This is a genomic window from Micromonospora sp. NPDC050417, from assembly GCF_044458865.1.
Lineage (GTDB): Bacteria > Actinomycetota > Actinomycetes > Mycobacteriales > Micromonosporaceae > Micromonospora_G.
Window position 1 is genome coordinate 248,111 of sequence record NZ_JBITIH010000008.1, and the last position, 17,417, is coordinate 265,527.

The 17,417-nt window shown below is 69.1% G+C and carries 19 protein-coding genes; 13 read left to right on the plus strand and 6 right to left on the minus strand.

Annotated features, from left to right (window positions below):
* The first annotated feature begins 15 nt into the window (after positions 1 to 15).
* Positions 16 to 1,218, plus strand: coding sequence for a hypothetical protein (locus ACIBF5_RS13425; RefSeq protein ID WP_396811257.1), 1,203 nt, complete (start codon positions 16 to 18; stop codon positions 1,216 to 1,218).
* A gap of 25 nt (positions 1,219 to 1,243) precedes the next feature.
* On the opposite strand, the gene smpB is transcribed toward ACIBF5_RS13425, so the two are convergent.
* Positions 1,244 to 1,738, minus strand: coding sequence for an SsrA-binding protein SmpB (gene smpB, locus ACIBF5_RS13430; RefSeq protein WP_396811299.1), 495 nt, complete (start codon positions 1,736 to 1,738; stop codon positions 1,244 to 1,246).
* Between the two features lie 188 nt (positions 1,739 to 1,926).
* Between smpB and ACIBF5_RS13435 the strand changes: the two genes are divergently transcribed.
* Positions 1,927 to 2,505 (plus strand): TetR/AcrR family transcriptional regulator, encoded by a 579-nt coding sequence (locus ACIBF5_RS13435; RefSeq protein ID WP_396811258.1) that lies wholly within the window; start codon positions 1,927 to 1,929, stop codon positions 2,503 to 2,505.
* Positions 2,506 to 2,588: 83 nt separating this feature from the next.
* Positions 2,589 to 3,869, plus strand: coding sequence for a CehA/McbA family metallohydrolase (locus ACIBF5_RS13440; RefSeq protein ID WP_396811260.1), 1,281 nt, complete (start codon positions 2,589 to 2,591; stop codon positions 3,867 to 3,869).
* A gap of 109 nt (positions 3,870 to 3,978) precedes the next feature.
* Here ACIBF5_RS13440 and ACIBF5_RS13445 read toward each other — a convergent pair whose 3' ends face one another.
* The 3 genes from ACIBF5_RS13445 to ACIBF5_RS13455 all read right to left on the minus strand — a co-directional run bounded on the left by ACIBF5_RS13445 (position 3,979) and on the right by ACIBF5_RS13455 (position 6,728).
* A complete protein-coding gene (locus tag ACIBF5_RS13445) occupies positions 3,979 to 4,185 on the minus strand; it encodes a hypothetical protein (RefSeq protein ID WP_121159273.1) in 207 nt (68 codons plus the stop codon).
* Between the two features lie 178 nt (positions 4,186 to 4,363).
* Entirely contained in the window at positions 4,364 to 5,200 is an 837-nt protein-coding gene (locus ACIBF5_RS13450; protein WP_396811262.1) for an IclR family transcriptional regulator C-terminal domain-containing protein, read from the minus strand.
* A 52-nt stretch (positions 5,201 to 5,252) separates the two neighbouring features.
* Complete coding sequence (locus ACIBF5_RS13455; RefSeq protein WP_396811263.1) at positions 5,253 to 6,728, minus strand: amidohydrolase family protein; 1,476 nt, start codon at positions 6,726 to 6,728, stop codon at positions 5,253 to 5,255.
* A 290-nt stretch (positions 6,729 to 7,018) separates the two neighbouring features.
* Here ACIBF5_RS13455 and ACIBF5_RS13460 point away from each other — a divergent pair, with 290 nt between their 5' ends.
* The 5 genes from ACIBF5_RS13460 to ACIBF5_RS13480 are packed head-to-tail and all read left to right on the plus strand — an operon-like array spanning position 7,019 to position 11,218.
* Positions 7,019 to 8,191 (plus strand): CaiB/BaiF CoA transferase family protein, encoded by a 1,173-nt coding sequence (locus ACIBF5_RS13460; protein WP_396811265.1) that lies wholly within the window; start codon positions 7,019 to 7,021, stop codon positions 8,189 to 8,191.
* Positions 8,173 to 8,985, plus strand: a complete 813-nt coding sequence (locus ACIBF5_RS13465) for a citryl-CoA lyase (protein WP_396811267.1) — start codon at positions 8,173 to 8,175, stop codon at positions 8,983 to 8,985. The genes ACIBF5_RS13460 and ACIBF5_RS13465 overlap by 19 nt, the downstream gene beginning before the upstream one ends.
* Positions 8,986 to 9,009: 24 nt before the next feature.
* Entirely contained in the window at positions 9,010 to 9,873 is an 864-nt protein-coding gene (locus tag ACIBF5_RS13470; RefSeq protein ID WP_396811268.1) for an extradiol ring-cleavage dioxygenase, read from the plus strand.
* On the plus strand, positions 9,870 to 10,232 hold the full coding sequence (locus tag ACIBF5_RS13475) for a hypothetical protein (RefSeq protein WP_396811270.1): 363 nt from the start codon (positions 9,870 to 9,872) through the stop codon (positions 10,230 to 10,232). The genes ACIBF5_RS13470 and ACIBF5_RS13475 overlap by 4 nt, the downstream gene beginning before the upstream one ends.
* Positions 10,232 to 11,218, plus strand: coding sequence for a zinc-binding alcohol dehydrogenase family protein (locus ACIBF5_RS13480; protein ID WP_396811272.1), 987 nt, complete (start codon positions 10,232 to 10,234; stop codon positions 11,216 to 11,218). The genes ACIBF5_RS13475 and ACIBF5_RS13480 overlap by 1 nt, the downstream gene beginning before the upstream one ends.
* A gap of 34 nt (positions 11,219 to 11,252) precedes the next feature.
* Here ACIBF5_RS13480 and ACIBF5_RS13485 read toward each other — a convergent pair whose 3' ends face one another.
* Both ACIBF5_RS13485 and ACIBF5_RS13490 read right to left on the minus strand, forming a co-directional pair.
* On the minus strand, positions 11,253 to 12,425 hold the full coding sequence (locus ACIBF5_RS13485; protein WP_396811273.1) for an alanine--tRNA ligase-related protein: 1,173 nt from the start codon (positions 12,423 to 12,425) through the stop codon (positions 11,253 to 11,255).
* A 246-nt stretch (positions 12,426 to 12,671) separates the two neighbouring features.
* Positions 12,672 to 12,941: a hypothetical protein gene (locus ACIBF5_RS13490; RefSeq protein ID WP_396811275.1), complete on the minus strand. Its 270-nt coding sequence runs from the start codon at positions 12,939 to 12,941 to the stop codon at positions 12,672 to 12,674.
* Between the two features lie 372 nt (positions 12,942 to 13,313).
* On the opposite strand from ACIBF5_RS13490, the gene ACIBF5_RS13495 reads away from it, so the two are divergent.
* The 5 genes from ACIBF5_RS13495 (at position 13,314) to ACIBF5_RS13515 (ending at position 17,232) form a co-directional block, all read left to right on the plus strand.
* Positions 13,314 to 14,156, plus strand: a complete 843-nt coding sequence (locus tag ACIBF5_RS13495; RefSeq protein WP_396811277.1) for a helix-turn-helix domain-containing protein — start codon at positions 13,314 to 13,316, stop codon at positions 14,154 to 14,156.
* An 11-nt stretch (positions 14,157 to 14,167) separates the two neighbouring features.
* Complete coding sequence (locus ACIBF5_RS13500) at positions 14,168 to 14,344, plus strand: DUF397 domain-containing protein (protein WP_396811278.1); 177 nt, start codon at positions 14,168 to 14,170, stop codon at positions 14,342 to 14,344.
* Positions 14,345 to 14,716: 372 nt separating this feature from the next.
* Positions 14,717 to 15,559 carry a DUF4253 domain-containing protein gene (locus ACIBF5_RS13505; protein ID WP_396811280.1) on the plus strand — a complete coding sequence of 281 codons (843 nt, stop codon included), beginning with the start codon at positions 14,717 to 14,719 and terminating at the stop codon, positions 15,557 to 15,559.
* A 308-nt stretch (positions 15,560 to 15,867) separates the two neighbouring features.
* On the plus strand, positions 15,868 to 16,134 hold the full coding sequence (locus ACIBF5_RS13510) for a hypothetical protein (RefSeq protein WP_396811282.1): 267 nt from the start codon (positions 15,868 to 15,870) through the stop codon (positions 16,132 to 16,134).
* 48 nt (positions 16,135 to 16,182) lie between these two features.
* Positions 16,183 to 17,232, plus strand: a complete 1,050-nt coding sequence (locus tag ACIBF5_RS13515) for an IS630 family transposase (protein ID WP_396811283.1) — start codon at positions 16,183 to 16,185, stop codon at positions 17,230 to 17,232.
* Positions 17,233 to 17,417 lie beyond the last annotated feature (185 nt).

The following is a 17,417-nucleotide window of genomic DNA, read 5'->3' on the forward strand; positions in this document are numbered from 1 at the left end:
TGGCAGGATGAGCCGATGCCGCAGAGCACCGAGCCGGTCGACTGGTCGACGCTGGAGCACGCGTACGGCACCGCCGAGGACACACCGGAGCACCTACGCGCGCTCGCCGACCCCGACCAGGACGTACGTCACGAGGCGTTCGGCGAACTCCTGCACAGCCTGGTCCACCAGGGCACCCGCTACCAGGCCAGCGCGTACGCCGTACCGGCCCTGATCGACCTGGTCGCCGACCCGGAGGCGCCCGACCGTGAGCTCATCGCGCTACTGGTGGCCTGGATAGCGATCGGCTCCGACGAGGCTCGGCTCCCCGACGGCATCCGGATCGACCGGATCCGATCCTGGGCCGAGGGCGGCGCCGAGGTGCTGGCACGTGGGCGGTTCGACCGCACCCGCGCGGATCTGCTCGCGGTGGACGCGTACGCCGCCCTGACCGCCTGGGAGGCGGTGCGGGACGGGCTGCGGTCACTGCGTCCACTGCTGCGCGACGAGGACCCCGGGGTACGTACGGTCGTGGCGTACACGCTGGGTTGGTTTCCGGACGACGCCGCGCCGGACGAGGCGGCGGCGAGTCTCGCGGCCCTGGCCGACCTGCTCACCGGGGCGGAGCCGGACGAGGGCACCGCCGCCGTCGCGGTGGTCGCCGCCGGGCTGATCGGCGCCGAGGGCGGCGCCCGGCTCGCCACCGCCGCCCTGGACGACGAGCGGGCGTTGGTCCGGTGGGGTGCCGCCGTCGCACTGGCCCGCCTGCACGGACCGGCCGCCGACCCACGGGTGGCGGCGGAACTGGCGCGCTGGGCCGGCGGCGGCAGCCGACCGAACCACGAGATCCCCTTCCTGGAGGGCGACCTCGCCGGGTACGCCACCCTGGCTCTGCGCCAACTCGGCCCGGAGTGGGCCGAGGTGGCTTTTGCCGCCAGCCTGTCCCGGTTGCCGCAGGTCGACGCGATGGAGGCGCTGACCGTGGCGGGCGAGGCTTTCCGGCACGCGTTTCCGGGCGGCCCGGTGCCGGCCGGGGTTCCGTTCGACGGCCTCGGCGACCCCGCGCGGCGGCTGGTACGGGTGCTTGCCGACGCGCCCGGGAGCTGGCACTACGAGGGGGTGGAGTTCGGCAACTTCAGCTCCCTGGTCGGCGGGTACGGCCTGCCCGACACGCAGCCGCTGCTGCACCGGTACGCCTACGGGGACCGGACCCACGGCGAGGCGACCACCGGGGCGTGACCCGACTCGGACGTCGCCCCACCGGTCAGCGGCTCGGGCGGGTCTGGCCCTTCAGGTGGCGACTCATCGCACGGGCGATCTCGCGATTCGCGTCCCGCTCGGCCAGCGCCTGCCGCTTGTCGTAGGTGCGCTTGCCCCGGGCGAGGCCGAGTTCGACCTTCGCCCACCCGTTGGAGAAGTACATCGAGAGCGGCACCAGGGTCAGTCCGGGGTCACGTACCTGGTCCAGGATCTTGTTGATCTCGCCCCGGCGCAGCAGCAGCTTCCTGGTCCGGCGCGGCTGGTGGTTGGTCCAGGTGCCGTACGCGTACTCCGGGATGTGCAGCCCGTAGAGCATGATCTCGCCGTCACGTTCCTGGGCGAACGCGTCGACCAGCGACGCCCGTCCGGCCCGCAGTGACTTGACCTCGGTGCCGAGCAACGCGACACCCGCCTCGTACGTCTTGAGGATCGCGTAGTCGTGGCGCGCCCTCTTGTTGGAGGCGATGAGCTTGCGCTCCGGTTCCCTCGACGCGACGATCTCCCGAACTCCTCTGCGCGGCCGGCGTGCCCTGGGCAGCGGCGGTGGATCCCGCCGACGGCACGAGACGAAGATACCTCGGCGGGTCGGCGACGACAGCTCGGCAGGTTGGCGGTGACGCCCGGCGACGGGCCCCGGAATTCGGCCGTCGTGGCAGGTAGGCCGACCTGTCTAGTAGTCTCGGCGCCATGCCCGCGAAAGTCACCGGCTCGACGTCGCCCAGGGAGCGGCTGCTGATGGCCGCCGACGAACTGTTCTACGCCGAGGGCGTGCACTCCGTCGGCATCGATCGGGTGATCGAGCACGCCGGGGTGGCGAAGGCCACCCTCTACAACGCGTACGGCAGCAAGGACGAACTCGTCCGGGCGTACCTGTCGCGGCGCCAGGAGGCCCGGCAGGCGCGGGTGGCACGCAAGCTGGAGGGCCTGCACTCGCCACGCGAGCGCCTGCTCGCGATCTTCGACGCGCTCGGCGACGCCATCGCACAGCCGGACTTCCGTGGCTGCGCGTTCGTCAACGCCAGCGCCGAACTCGCGCCCGGGAGCAGGGCCGGTGAGGTCTGCGACAGTTCCCGCGCCTGGCTCCGGACGCTCTTCCGCGACCTTGCCCGGGAGGCGGGCGCGACCGACCCGGATCATCTCGCCCGACAGTTCGTGCTCCTCTACGACGGCGCCTCGGTCGCGGCGCTGACCGATCACGACCTCGCCGCGGCGGGCGCGGCACGGGACGTCGCCGCCACGCTGGTGGATGCCGCGACCGGGCGTTGACCGGGCAAAGGATCGACCGCCCTTAACCGGCTGGACAACCAGGGCTATCGATTTGTTGCCGGCCGTCCGATGCACTGTCCGGCATGACTCACCACCATGCTGACGGTACGGACTCCGCACCCCACGAACCGCACTCCGGACACGACCCGGCGCAGGCAGGGCACGGTCATGACGGAACCCCTCGGCGTACGGTCCTGGCCGGTGCCGGCGGGCTGCTGATGCTGGCTGCCGCACCCGGGACCGCGTACGCGGCAGCCGCCCCACTCGCCGCCGGGCCGACCCACACGGCGGCCACCGGCGCCTCGCGTACCTCGCTGCTGACCCAGGGCACCACGCTGGTCCACGCCGACCTGCACAACCACACCGCGATGTCGGACGGGGACGGCGACCCCGAGCTGGCATTCGCCTCGATGCGCGACGCCGGACTGGACGTCGCCGCGCTGACCGACCACAGCACCCTCTTCTCGATCGAGGGACTCTCCCGGTCCGAGTGGGACCGCACCGGCCGGCTGGCCGACGCCGCCGACGATCCCGGCCAGTACACCGCGATCCGCGGCTTCGAGTGGTCCCACCCGCTGCTCGGTCACGTCAACGTCTGGTTCAGCGGCAACTACACCGACCTGCTCCAGTCGTCGAGCATGAGCCGGCTCTACAGCTGGATCGCCAGCTCGGGCGGGGTCGCCGGGTTCAACCACCCGGGTCGCGAGGTCGGACGGTTCGACAACTTCCGGTTCACGGCCGGCGTACGCGAGCCGATGATCGGCCTGGAGATGTTCAACCGGGGTGACGACTACCTCTTCGACGGCTGGGGAAGCGGGCAGACCTCGCCACTCGCCGCCTGCCTGAACGCCGGCTGGCGGCCCGGCCTCACCGGCGTCTCCGACGAACACGGCACGAACTGGGGCTTCCCGGAGGGGAAGGGCCGGACCGGTCTCTGGGTCACCCAGAACACCCGGCAGGACGTGCTGGCCGCGCTCCGGGCACGCCGCTTCTTCGCCACCCGGGTCTCCGGGCTGCGGCTCGACGCCACCGCCAACGGCGTACGCATGGGCAGCCCGATTCCGCTGGTCCGGGGTGACGTCGCGTTCGAGGTGGATCTCGACCGGGGTCCGGAGTGGGTCGGCAAGCCGCTCCGGATCCAGGTGCTGCGCCCCGGCACCAGCGCGCCGGCGGTGCCGGAGGTGGTCGACACGGTCGCCGGCCAGGTCACCCGCTTCACCGTCCCGCTGGACCTGGCGGACGGCGACTGGGTGGTGCTGCGGATCTCCGATCCCAGCCAGGCCAATCCGAGCCCCGGTCCGGCCGGGCACCCCTGCAACGACTGGGGTGTGGCGTACACGAGCCCGTGGTGGCTCCAGCCGTGACGGAGTCCCCGGGACGACCCGGGGGCTGAGACGCCAACCGGGGCGGTGACCGCAATGGTCACCGCCCCGGTGTGGTCATCCTGGTGCCCTGGGTCGGGCCCGGGTGAGGTCAGTCAGCCAGCGTCGCGATGGACTGCGCCCACCGGAAGTATTTGTTGGTGCCGAAGTCCCGCACGGTCTTGATACCGAACGCCTGGAGCAGGTGCTCGGCGTCGCCCTTGGACACACCCTCGATCGCGGTGACCGGCGCGTCGGCGATTTCCTGGGCGCTCTTGCCCTCCCACGCCTTGGAAAGCTTCTTCTCGAGTCCCAGCATCCCTGTTGCCTCCTTAAAGCAGCCCGGCACCGCGCCGAGCCGCCGGCAGACTACGACGATCCGGAAGTTACGCGCCAGTCGATGGAAACGGCCGGCACCGTCGTGACGGGAGCAACAAGCGACCACATCGGACGTACGCCGGTCCGACTCGACCGGGATTGCCCGCGCCTGGGCGGTGTCAGGGCAGGTTGGCGCTGAGCGGCAGGGGCGCGCAGGCGGCGTCCTGCACGACGATGGGCAACGAGCCGAGTAGTGCCCAGTCGCGGCTGATCTCGGCGGCGGCGCGGAGCAGCCTCGGCAGGTGTTCCTCGACGAGTTGCTCCACGCTGGTTTCGGCCGCGTGCACGGTGACGTTGAGGGCGGCGACCACCCGGCCGTCGCCGTCGCGGACACCGGTCGCCACCGACCGGATGCCCGCGGCAAGGTCCTGGTCGGCCAGGGCCCAGCCCTTCGCCCGTACCTCGCGCAGGGTGCGGGTGAGTTCGTCGTGGTCCGGCTGCCAGCGGGAGGTGATGCCGGATCTGCTCGGCTCGGCGAGGACCGCGGCGAGGTCGGCCGGGTCGAGCGCGGCGAGCAGGACCTTGCCCATCGAGGTGGCGGGGGCCGGGAACCGGGTGCCGAGGTGGACCGCCAGGGTCACGATCTTCGGTACGGCGACCCGGGCGACGTACACGATGTCGCCCCCGTCGAGCTGGGCCATCGAGGTCGACTCGTTGGTCTGCTTGACCAGCCGCCGCATGTGTGGCTCCGCGACCTCCCACATGTTCCAGGAGCTGATGTACGTCATGCCGAGTTCCAGCACCCGGGGGGTGAGGGTGAACCCACGGTCGACGGGGCGGACGTAGCCGATCTCTTCGAGGGTGAGCAGGATCCGGCGTACGGTCGGGCGGGCCAGCCCGGTCACCGCAGCGATCTCACTCAGGGTGAGTGCACGCTGACCGGGCTGGAAGCTCTTGAGCACGTCGAGTCCACGGGCCAGGGCTTCGATGAAGTCAGGTCCAGCCTCGCGTGCCATTGCCCCACTCTCTCCACTGATCACGACCTCAGGGCGGTCGTCCCGCTCCGGATCAATGCTTCCACTGGGCCGAGCCGGCATCCCACTCGGTGTACGTGTACGGATTGTCCAGCACCGTTGTTTCTGGCACGTCCGGGTTCATGCCCTTGGTCCAGGCCTCCTCCCCCATCGTCGAGACGAGGTGTTCGATGGTCCGCTCCACCTCGCGGCGCGCCTTGGCGAGGTCGATACCGACGAGTTGGTGCTCGTGCTTGACCAGTCGGCCGTTGATCACCACGGAGTGCACGTCGCCGCGTTGCGCCTGGAAGGCGACGTGGCCGTACGGGTTGAGGATCGGGAACATCACCGGCGACCGGTCGTTCTTGATCAGTACGACGTCCGCCTTCCTGCCCGCGGTCAGGCTCCCCACGACGTTGTCCAGGCCGAGGGCGCGGCTGCCGCCCCGGGTCGCCCACTCGACGACCTGCTCGGCACGGAGGTGGCAGTGGGTGACGGTCTCCTGACGGCTGTGTGCCTCCAGGTGTTCCCGGGAGCGGTCCGCGCCGAGGGTGGCGCGCATCGCGCTGAACAGGTCACCGCTCCACCAGACGCTGGTGTCCATGGAGAGCGAGACCGGGATCTGGTGGTGGCGCAGTTGCCAGGTGGGCGGGTAGCCCTGGCCGGCGCTCTGCTCGCTCTCGGTGGAGACGGAGACCGAGCCGCCGGTGGCGGCGATCCGGTGGTACGAGTCGTTGGTCAGGGTGGCGGCGTGCACGTAGACGGTGCCGGGCGTCATGAACCCGTGCTCGTGCATCAGCCGGAGGCCGTCGTCGTTGGTGGCGCCCCAGACACCGGCGTGGGTGGTGACCGGTACGCCCAGTTCCCGGGCCACCTCGAAGGCGGCCTTCTCCGGGAAGGTCGGATCGCCGGTGACGTCGAAGGCCATCTGGAAGCCGAGCAGGTCGCCGCGCCCGCGCAGCCGCCGTTCGACGAAGTCGCGGAAGTCCGGGCTGGTGGCCCACTCCCACGGGCCCTGTTGGATGTTGCCGTACGCCAGCACGAACCTGCCGGGGACGGCTTCGAGCGCGTCCACGGCGGCGTCCGCGTGCTGCGGTGTCTGGAGTCCGTGCGACCAGTCGACGGTGGTGGTGACCCCGGCGTCGATCGCCTCGATCGCGGCGAGCAGGTTGCCGGCGTAGACGTCCTCGGGTCGGAAGAGCTTGCCGGATTCGAGGTAGTACCAGACGAAGTACTGGGTCAGTGTCCAGTCGGCGCCGTACCCGCGCATCGCGGTCTGCCACATGTGCCGGTGAGTGTCGATCATGCCGGGCATGAGGATGCCGCCGGTGGCGTCGATTTCGAGGGTGCCCGGCGGGGCGGTCAGCCCGACGCCGACCTCGGCGATCCGCTCTCCCACCACGAGCACGTCACCGGCGGGCAGCACGGTGTGTGCGTCGTCCATCGTCAGGACCAGTCCGTTTCGGAACAACACGGGCCGGTCCGCGGCACCTGTCGGGCCACCGGGTACGCCGCTGTCAGTAGCACTCATGGCAGGTCGACTCCCGTCGTACAGAGGAATGGGCAGTTGGGCGGACATCTGTCCGGCTAGTGGACAGGTACGAGTGGCGAAATTGTGGGTCGGGCCAATCGCCCTGTCAAGAGTTGAGCCATGCCGATCCGGTCGCATCTCGTAACACACGAGAATCGGGCAGCTAAACTGCCGGAAATCCGGCCGCCTCCGGGTGTTGACAGCACCCGAGCGAGATCCGAAACTGACTCAGTCGGACGGGCGTCCGTCAAGCGGACACTCGGCGTCCAGGAGCGAACGAGGAGCGATTCTTGAGCACCGGAGAACGGGACGACACCGGGACACGACGACCGCCGCTGAGCGGACTGCTCGTCGCCGACTTCTCCCGCATTCTGGCCGGTCCGTACGCGACCATGCTCCTGGCCGATCTCGGCGCGGACGTGATCAAAGTGGAGGGACCGGGTGGCGACGACACCCGCACCTGGATGCCTCCGGTCCGCGACGACGTCTCCACCTACTACCTCGGCATCAACCGCAACAAGCGCTCCATCGCCCTCGATCTGCGCGACCCGGAGGACCTGACCGTCGCCCAGGAACTGGCCGCCCGCGCCGACGTGATGATCGAGAACTTCAAACCCGGTGGGCTGCGACGCTTCGCGCTCGACTACGACTCGGTGGCCGCCGGGAATCCGGGCGTCGTCTACGCCTCCATCAGCGGATTCGGGTCAGGTGCCGGCGCGGCGCTGCCCGGCTACGACCTGATGGTGCAGGCGATCTCCGGACTGATGAGCCTCACCGGGGACCCGGACGGCTCGCCGTACCGGGCGGGCATCTCGGTCTTCGACGTGATGGCCGGACTGCACGCGAGCATCGGCATCCTCGCCGCACTGCACCACCGTGGGGTCGCCGGGCAGGGCCAGCACGTCGAGGTGAACCTCCTCTCCTCGGCCCTCTCCGGCCTGGTCAACCACAGCAGCGGGTACGTGGCCGGCGGCGTGGTGCCGTACCGGATGGGCAACGCCCACCCCAGCCTCTTCCCGTACGAGCCACTGCCGACCGCCGACGGGGAACTGATCGTGATCGCCGGCAACGACGGGCAGTTCCGCAAGCTCTGCCAGGTGCTCGGCGTACCCGACCTGGTCGACGATCCCCGGTTCGGGCGCAACCAGGACCGCACCGCCAACCGGGAGCAGCTGCGTCCGCTGCTGGTCGATCGGCTGCGTACCCGGGGCAAGGACGAGTGGTTCCGCGACCTGCTCGCCGCCGGGGTGCCGTGCGCCCCGATCAACACCATCGACGACGGCGTCGCCTTCGCCGAGGAACTGGGCCTGAACCCGGTGGTCGAGGTCGGCGACGGCGCGGCGACGGTGCCGAGCGTACGGAACCCGATTACCTTCTCCACCACTCCGGCGCGGTACGAGCTGCCGCCGCCGGGACTGAACGAACACGGCGAGGAGATCCGCAAGTGGCTGACCCGGAACTGAACTTCCCCACCGCGATCGGCACCTCCGACGCGACCTCCATCCGACTGCTCGGTCAGGACCTGGCGGCCGACCTGATGGGCAAGGTCGGCTTCGGTGAACTGGCGTTCTGGCTGGTCGCCGGCGAGCGCCCGACCCCGGGCGAGGTACGGGTCTTCGAAGCGGTGCTGGTCGCGCTCGCCGACCACGGCTTCACCCCGACCGCGCTCGCGGCCCGGCTGACCTACCTGAGCGCCCCGGAGTCGCTTCAGGGAGCACTCGCCGCCGGTCTGCTCGGTGGCGGATCCCGCTTCCTCGGCGTCACCGAGGACGCCGGTCGCTTCCTCGCCGGGGCGCTCGCCGAACTGGTCGAGCCGCCGACGGACGACGCCGGCTGGGACGAGGTGGCGCGTACGGTCATCACGTCGGCGCGGGCGCAGCGGCGACTGATTCCGGGGCTGGGGCATCCGGTGCACAAGGAGCAGGACCCGCGTACGCCGGTGTTGATCCGGATCGCCACCGAAGAGGGAGTGCACGGTCCGCACCTGTGCCTGTTCGAGGCGATCGGCCGGGTGCACCCGGAGATCCTGGGCCGCACCCTGCCACTCAACGGTGCCGGGGTCTGCGGCGCCGCCCTGGCCGACCTCGGCCTGCCGGTGGAGATGCTGCGTGGCTTCGCCCTGTTGGCCCGGGCCGCCGGGCTCCTGGGCCACCTGGCCGAGGAGCGACGCGACCCGATCGGCATGGGCGTCTACCTGACCGTCGACCGTAACGCCCGCTACCAGCCCCCGGCCAGCACCCGATCCACACGTTCCTGATCCCGACGACTGAGAGGAGCGGGCATGGCCACCGTTGTCGCGGTGATCGCCTCGACGCACCACCCCTTCTACTACCGAGCCAGCACCGCGGTCGGCGAGGACCGGCCGCCCTTCGCGGACGAGTGGGTACGCAAGATCACCGCGTTCCGGGAGACGCTCACCCGGGCCAGGCCGGACGTGCTGGTGATGGTCGGCTCCGACCACTTCCACCAGCTCTGGCTGGACAACATGCCGCAGTTCCTGATCGGCAAGGCCCCGGTCTACGACGCCAACTGGTACAACGAGGAACGCGAGTTCGGCCTGCCCCGGATGCGGCTGAAGGGCCAGGAGGACCTTTCCGGACACCTGCTGCGTCAGGGGATGGACGCCGGCTTCGACCTCGCGTTCAGCAACGAACTGCGGGTCGACCACAGCATCACCTGCCCGATCATCACCCTGCGGCCCGAGGCCGATCTCCCGATCGTGCCGATCTACACCAACATCTTCGCGCCGCCGCTCCCCCAGCCGAAGCGTTTCGTGCAGCTCGGACAGACGATCCGCGAGCTGGTCGAGTCCTGGCCCAGCCACCTGCGGGTGGCGATCATCGGGACCGGCCACCTCTCGCTGGAACTGGGCGGCCCCCGCCAGTTCGGGCCACACGGACCGGACCCCGAGTTCGACCAGCGGGCGGTGGAGTGGATCGCCAACGGCGACCTGGACAGTTGCCTGGCCGAGGTGACGCTGGAGAGCCTGCACGCACCCGGGAACGCCACCCACGGCTTCATGGACTTCATGCTGATGATGGGTGTCGCGGGGGCCGGCGCGAAGGCCGACCACGTCGACACCCTCGACCTCTTCCACACCATGGAGGCGTACTTCACCTGGTACCCGAACGGAGCACCAGCATGAGCAGGTACCTGCTGAACAAGTTCCTCTACACCGTCGACCGCGACCCTGAGCTGGTCGAGCGCTACCGGGACGACCCACGCGGCACCGTCACCTGGTGGGAGGCGGAGCGGGCGAACGAACTACTCAACTCCCACGCCGGCGAGGCCAGCACCTGGCTGCGCTTCGAGGAGGCCGAACGGGAGGCACTTGCCACCCACGACTACGTGAGGCTGTTCGCGTTCGGTGCGCACCCGTTCCTCACCCTCACCCTCTTCATCGCCATGTTCGAACGCGACTACGACGAGCCGCTCGCCTTCCAGAAGGAGTACGCCGCCCGCCTGTCCTCCTTCCACCTGCCCTACCCGGACATCGCCACCTGATGCGGGCCGCCGTCATCGTCCGTTGTGGACATCCGCCGGTGCTGGCGGAGCGGCCCTGGCCGCCGCCCGCCGCCGACGGAAACGGTGTACGCGTAACGGTCAGCGCCGCGCCGATCACCCCGCTCGACCTGCTCTGCGCCTCGGGGACCTCCTACTTCGGCCAGCCCGCCCTGCCGTACGTGCCGGGGGTCCAGGGCGTCGGGAACCTCGACGACGGCACGGTGGTGTGGTTCTCCACCACCGCCGGCATGTGCCCGGGTGACGGCAGCATGGCCGAGCAGGTGATGGTCCCCGCCGCCGACCTGGTCCGGCTCCCGGCCGACGTCGACCACCGGCTGGTCGCCGCGCTCGGGTTGTCGGCGGTGGCCGCCTGGCAGGCGCTGACCTGGCGCGGTGAGCTGCGCCCCGGCGAACAGGTGCTGGTCCTCGGGGCGGGCGGCATCGTCGGTCAGGCCGCGCTCCAGATCGCCCGCCTGCACGGCGCCCGCCGGGTCATCGCCGTCGCGCGGTCGGCCGCCGCCCGGCAGCGGGCCCTGTCACTCGGCGCCGACGCGGTGGTCGAGTTGCGGGAGACCGACGACGTCGACACCCTGGCCGACCGGGTCCGGGATGTCGCCGACGGCCCGGTCGACCTGGCACTCGACCCGATCTTCGGGCTGCCGGCCGCCGCCGCGTTACGGACCCTGGCGGTCGGTGGACGGCTGGTCAACCTCGGCAGCGCGGCGGCGGAGACCGCACCGTTCGACTCGGCCACCCTGCGGAGCCGGTCGCTGCGGCTGCTCGGCTACACCAACAACGAGTTGAGCAGCGCGCAGAAGGCCGAGACCCTCGGCGCGATAGCCGAGCGGGTGCGCGCCGGCCAGCTCACGGTCGGGTACGAGTCGGTCCCGCTCGCCGACGTCGCCGCCGCCTGGTTGCGGCAGCACGACGGAACGGCGGACGGGCGGATCGTCATCGCACCCGCCGTCACTGCCGAGAACCCCTGAGCGCTGCCCTTCACCGGCCGGGGATCGGGGCGGCTCAGTCGGCCTCCGCCAGCAGCCCGTCGACGAGTTCGCGCGGCAGCCCGTGGGTGTCGTGCAGGTAGTGGTAGTCCCGGTCGGTCAGCGCCCCGCGTGAACGCCACCGGGACACCACCCGACGGCCACGCCGTAGCAGCTCGCGGAAGCGGCGCTGCTCGTCGAGGAAGACCTCGCGGGGCTGTCCGGGGTCGATCCGCTGGCCGAACCGGTCGAGGGTCCGCTCGTACGGTTCCGACGGCAGGTCGACCAGGCTGCGCGAGGAATCGCCGCGCCACAGCGTGGTGAGCAGACGGCGGATCAGCCGACGCAGCACGTAGCCGCGTCCGGTGTTCGACGGGCGTACCCCGTCACCGACGACCACGACGCCCGCCCGGAGGTGGTCGCAGACCTGGCGCAGGGGCTCGCCCTCCAACCCCCACAACCCGGAGACCGTACGCACCCATGGGTCCAATCCGTCGCCCTCGAAGACGGAGCGGTTGCCGCGCAGCACCATCTCCATCCGCTCCAGCCCCATCCCGGTGTCGACGCTGGGTCGGGGCAACGGTTCCAGGCTCCCGTCGTCGTGCCGTTGGTAGCGCATCTGGACGTGGTTCCACACCTCCATCCACCGGTCGTCGGTGCCCGGGGTGCCCTGCGGTGGGTCGTCACCGGTCCAGACGAAGATTTCCGAGTCCGGCCCGCACGGTCCGGTCGGGCCGTTCGACCACCAGTTCTCGTCGCGGGTCAGCTCGACCGGTACGCCGAGTTCGCCCCAGGTGTCGATCGAGGCGCGGTCGGGGCCGACCTGGTCGTCGCCGCCGAAGACGGTCGCGTGCAGCCGGCCCGGGTCGACGCCGAAGCCCTCGCGAAGCAGTTGGTAACCCCAGCGCAGGCTCTGCGGGCTGTCGTAGTCGTCGAGTGACCACGACCCGAGCATCTCGAAGACGGTCAGGTGGGTGTTGTCGCCGACCTCGTCCAGGTCGGTCGTACGCAGGCAGCGTTGGACGTTGACCAGCCGGGTCCCCAGCGGGTGGGGTCGACCGAGCAGGTACGGGGTCAGCGGGTGCATGCCCGACGTGGTGAAGAGCACCGGGTCGTCGGGCGGTGGGAGCAGCGAGCTTCCGGGCACCAGCGCATGGCCGCGCTCACGGAAGTAGTCGACGAAGGTCTGGACGATCTGTTCGGGGGTCATGGATTCGGCCTCTCTGGTCACTGTGACCGGAAAGGCCCGCAGGCGCGGAAAGGTGCTACGAATACGCGAATCGCCGGCGAGCCGTTTCCGGTCGCCGGCGAAGAATCAGGAGATCAGGCGGCGGCAACCGACGAGCTGGTAGCTCGTGCGGTCGCGGCGGCACTGCGACGGATGATCTCCATACCCAAGACAATACCCGCGTACGTCGTCGCCGCCCACCCGTTTGCCGGCGCCCGCCGCCCGACCTCAGAGCGAACGGCGAGCGACCCGGACCCAGTTGTCCTCCCTGGGCTGCCCCTCCCGCATCCACTCCATGAACCGTGTGTGCAGCACCCCGGCGGGCGTGCCCGGCAGATCCTGCATCGCCAGCACCAGGTACGAGCTGAGGTAGAGCGAGAGCGACACCGGGGCGTCGACGTACACCGCCCGCAGCTCTTGCTGCCGGGTGCGGCAGGGCCAGGGCAGGCCACACCCCGCACAGCTCCAGATGGGCATGACCGGTCCGTGGTTGCTCACTGTTCCTCCCCTGGCCAGTGGCCTCGATTGATCGGGATCTTGTGTCTCGCCCGGCAGGGCAGGTCAGAGCCGCACCGGCACACGTACCGCCACCTGGTCCAGGACCACACCGGACGGTGCCTCCGGGCCAGGGTCAGCGCGACGGCGCTCAGGTACTCGTCATACGACACGCGCCGGTTCATCACGCCTCCCTGGATGGGGAGCGCGGCGGCCGGGCCATGGCGGAGCACCGACCGCCGCACTCCGGATCGTGGTGCGGCTCACCGGGTCAATATTGCGCGCGCAAATCTGCCAGGTCAACCATGGACATGCATTCATGTTCTACGGCGTGTGGTTGCGCCTACACGCCACGACGGGTGCAGAATGTCGAACATGGAGAGCCCGACGTTCCTTCGCTTCCAGCTCGGCGCGCAGCTCAGGCGAGTCCGCGAGGAAGCCGACGTGACCACCGAACAGGCAGCCGAAGTCATCGAGGTGTCGCCGAGCACGATGCGGCGCATCGAGCAGGGACGCGTCGGCATCAAGGGACCAGCGCTGACCGCGCTGCTCAACCAGTACGGCGTGGACGATGCCGAGCTACGCGAGACGCTGTTGACAATGGCCCGGTCCGGCAAGCAACGCGGCTGGTGGGCCAAGTACGGCGACCTTCCACCGACCTACCGCCAGTACATCGGCCTGGAATCCGCAGCCCACGAGCTACAGAACTTCGAAACGCTGGTCGTTCCGGGCCTGCTTCAAACCGAGGCGTACGCCCGTGCAATGACCAGCGAAGATGCCTTCCGCCCCACACCTGAGGCGATCGAGCAACGCGTAGCGGCACGGCTGGAACGTCAGAAGCTCATCACGGACGGCACGCTGCGGCTCCTCGCAGTCATGGACGAGGCGGTCCTCCATCGCCAGATCGGCGGACCCGAGGTCATGCGCGCACAGCTCGCAGCCTTGCTCGACGCATCGAAGCGGTGGAACGTCACCATCCAGGTCATCCCGTTCCGGGAGGGTGCCTACGCGTCGATGCTGTCGAGCTTCCACATCCTGTCGTTCAACGAGAGTCCCGGAGTGGTCTACATCGAGGGCCTGACCGGCGACCTGTACGCCGAAGGCGAGGACGTACGGCGCTGTACCGTGGTCTTCAACGCCTTGCGTGCATCGGCGTTGTCCGCGACCGACTCGACTGCGATGATCAAGAAGATCCGCGACACCCAGCACCAAGATTGAGGAGGGGCGCCATGGACTCCCAATGGCGCAAGAGCACCCGCAGCGGCAGCAACGGCGCGTGCGTCGAAGCTCGGTACGTCGACCACACCGCCCAGGTACGCGACAGCAAGGACAAGACCGGTCCGGTGCTGGCGTTCAGCGCCGACGCCTGGACGGCGTTCACCCGGGGCATCAAGACCGACGCGTGACGTGCGCCAGGCGGGACACTAGCCCTGCCTGGCCACCTAACCGCCACCACCGGAACAACTCCACCACAGCCTGGTGTTCGCCCGATCCTTGGGCTCTCGAAGCCACCCGAGGCGATGTGCGCGACCACAATCTTCCCGAAAACCGGAACGGCGACGACCAACCCAGCCACCCACGATCCGTTCGCAAAGAACGGCTCGACATTGGCCTGACCTTGGCACTCCGAGCGAACTATGGCACCGATCTCGACACGAGCGGCCGCCACGCGCCGCTGCATACTGTTACGCACCGCGACGCCCGGATCGCGGCAGAATCGGATAGCAGAAAGAGGCGGGTGGCTCTGATTGTCATGGCCGGTCTGTAGTCTGCGCCCCGTGACGGGTAACCCGCTGGTGCACCTCCAACATGACCCGGGCGGAAATTCGCTCGGCCTTGACCTTCCGCCCGGACGCGCAGTGCATGAAACCGAGGCTGGGGTCCTCGATGAGCCCCTTCTGTGGATCACCGATAGCCGCCCGGACGCGGGCCTGTGGGGCTCAGTTCAGGCGCGCCACGGCCAGACGGGGCTGTGGCCGCTACTGCTCGGCGGAAGTTCGTACGCGCCGGGCAGCCCGTGGACGACCGGTGAACTCGACCCGAGACTGATCAGGTCCAGGCCGGGCGATCACGACGCCGCCGCGCTGCTGGCAGGGTGGTGGTCGGTCTACACGGCGGCGGATGAGGACGACGACATACTCAGCCCACCTGAGCAGGTGGCTGTCACGGCACCGTTCGGTGACCAGTGGCCTGGGCTTGCGCCTGCCGGGACGCTGCAGGAAGACGCCGCGTTTCGGGCTGCTGAGTTCGCGGAACACCTGATGACCGACTCATGGCTGACCGCACCACGTCTCGGGCTGTCGGTCAGCGCCCGCGGTGCGGATGCACCAGCCGATCTCGGGTGGGGCGGGCCGTTGAACTACGAGAACGACACCGCGCAGTTCGGTGCGGTGTTGCGCAGCTGGGAAGAACGTTTCGGTGCCAGAGTCGTCGGCCTCGGACCAGCCAAACTCTTCCTCAGCGTCGCTGCTCCGCCCACGGATGCGGCCCATGCGTTGCACGTCGCTGCAGAACACTTCGCGTTTTGCCCCGACAACGTGTGGCAGTCCAGCACGGACACCCTCATCCGTTACGCGGAAAGCCTGACGAACCGAGCCTGGTGGTCGTTCTGGTGGGACTGAGCTGCAGGACTCGGGCCAAACAGGATGCCTAGCCGTTTTGTTCATCAGCATGCCCGCGAACGAGCCGCACCAAGGCTGACGCGCGGCGCGACCGGTGCGCCAGAACCCAACGCGCATCAGGGGGTGACTCACATGCGGACGCGGTTGCGGCAGCTACGAGTTGACACGCGGACCTTTGTGTGGCGCGCGGAGATTCATCACGCAGAAGGAAGTGGCGATTGCCACCGTTGCATCCGCGTTTGCGCCTGGGGCGCCGGCAAGACTAGTGCCGCATCAAGTAACGTTTGCCCTGCCTATACGGTCAGAGCATGGACGCCACTCCTCAGCCGACTCTTGACGAGGTCGAGGATCGTCTCGTTGCTCTCATCGAGGGACGGTTGAGCCGGGACGAGGTCGACCGTTGGGCCGCGCGGTGGGTGACGCAGGACGGGCTTGACTGGGACGACCTCTCCTGGTGGGCGCTGAACCTCCTGTACGGAATTGATCTTCCTGCGGGTGAGGATGGCGGTTACCTGCACGATGACGAGCAAATACGGCTCTGGCTCGCTGAGCTGAGGAAACGCCGGGCGGCGTGACGCGGCCGAAGCCGAGGGCTCGGGCCTGGTCGCTGACAAGCTGTGCGCATGGCCGAGCGAGTGCGGGTACGGGAAATCGATGATGACGAGGGCCAAAGACTGCTGCGGATTATCCGCAGGGGCACAGGTTCGGTGGTGACCTGGCGGCGAGCGCAGATGGTGTTGCTGTCCGCGCAAGGCATGCCCGTGGGGAAGATCGCCGAGGTCACGTTCACCAGCCCCGACCGGATCCGAGACGTCATCCACAACTTCAACGCCGACGGCTTCGACTCTCTCTATCCCAAGTACAAGGGCGGCCGGCCCAAGACGTTCACCCTTCCGGAGCGGCGCGAAATCAAGAAGGTCGCCAAGTCCACGCCGGCCGAGCACGGCCTGCCCTTCTCGACCTGGAGCCTGGCCAAGCTGGCCGACTTCCTGGTCGCCGAGGGGGTGGTCGACGACATCAGCCACGAGGGCCTGCGCATCCTGCTCCGCGAGGAAGGCGTCTCCTTTCAACGGTTGAAGACCTGGAAGACCTCCCGCGATCCCGACTACGCCATCAAGAAGGCCCGGGTCGAGCACCTCTACGCGATCGCCGACCGCGAGGTCATACCCGAGCCCGGTGAGCCGGAAGTCGTCTTCTGCCTGGACGAGTTCGGCCCGCTCAATCTCCAGCCCCATCCGGGGCGGCAGTGGGCCGGGCGCGGCGGCAAGCACAAGGATTCCAACCGGGAGCCCAGGCCCCGCCGTCGCGCCACCTACACCCGCCCACACGGGGTCCGGCACCTGTTCGCCGCCTACGAACTGGGCAAAGACAAGCTCTACGGTCACATCAAGAAGACCAAGGGCCGTTCGAAGTTCCTGGAGTTCTGCCGCTACCTGCGCAGCCTCTATCCAACTGAGGTACGTATTGCGATCGTGTGCGACAACTACTCTCCGCACCTGACCACCAAACGATGCGGCAGGGTATCCGGGTGGGCCGAGGCCAACAACGCCGAGATCGCCTACACCCCACCAACAGTTCCTGGCTCAACCGGATCGAGGCCCAGTTCACGGCTCTGCGCTACTTCACCCTCGACGGCACCGATCACGCCAGCCATAAGGAGCAGGGCAGCATGATCCGCCGCTACATCATCTGGCGGAACAGACATGCCCAAGACGAACGCCTACGCGAGGTCGTCAACAGGGCGAACGTTGCCTGATGCGGCACTAGTAGTGCTTTGTCACGTTTTGGTTAAGGCTAGTGGTGATAGGTGAATCAGCCTCGTTGACACCACTATGGACGAGGTTGAGGTGCGCCGTCT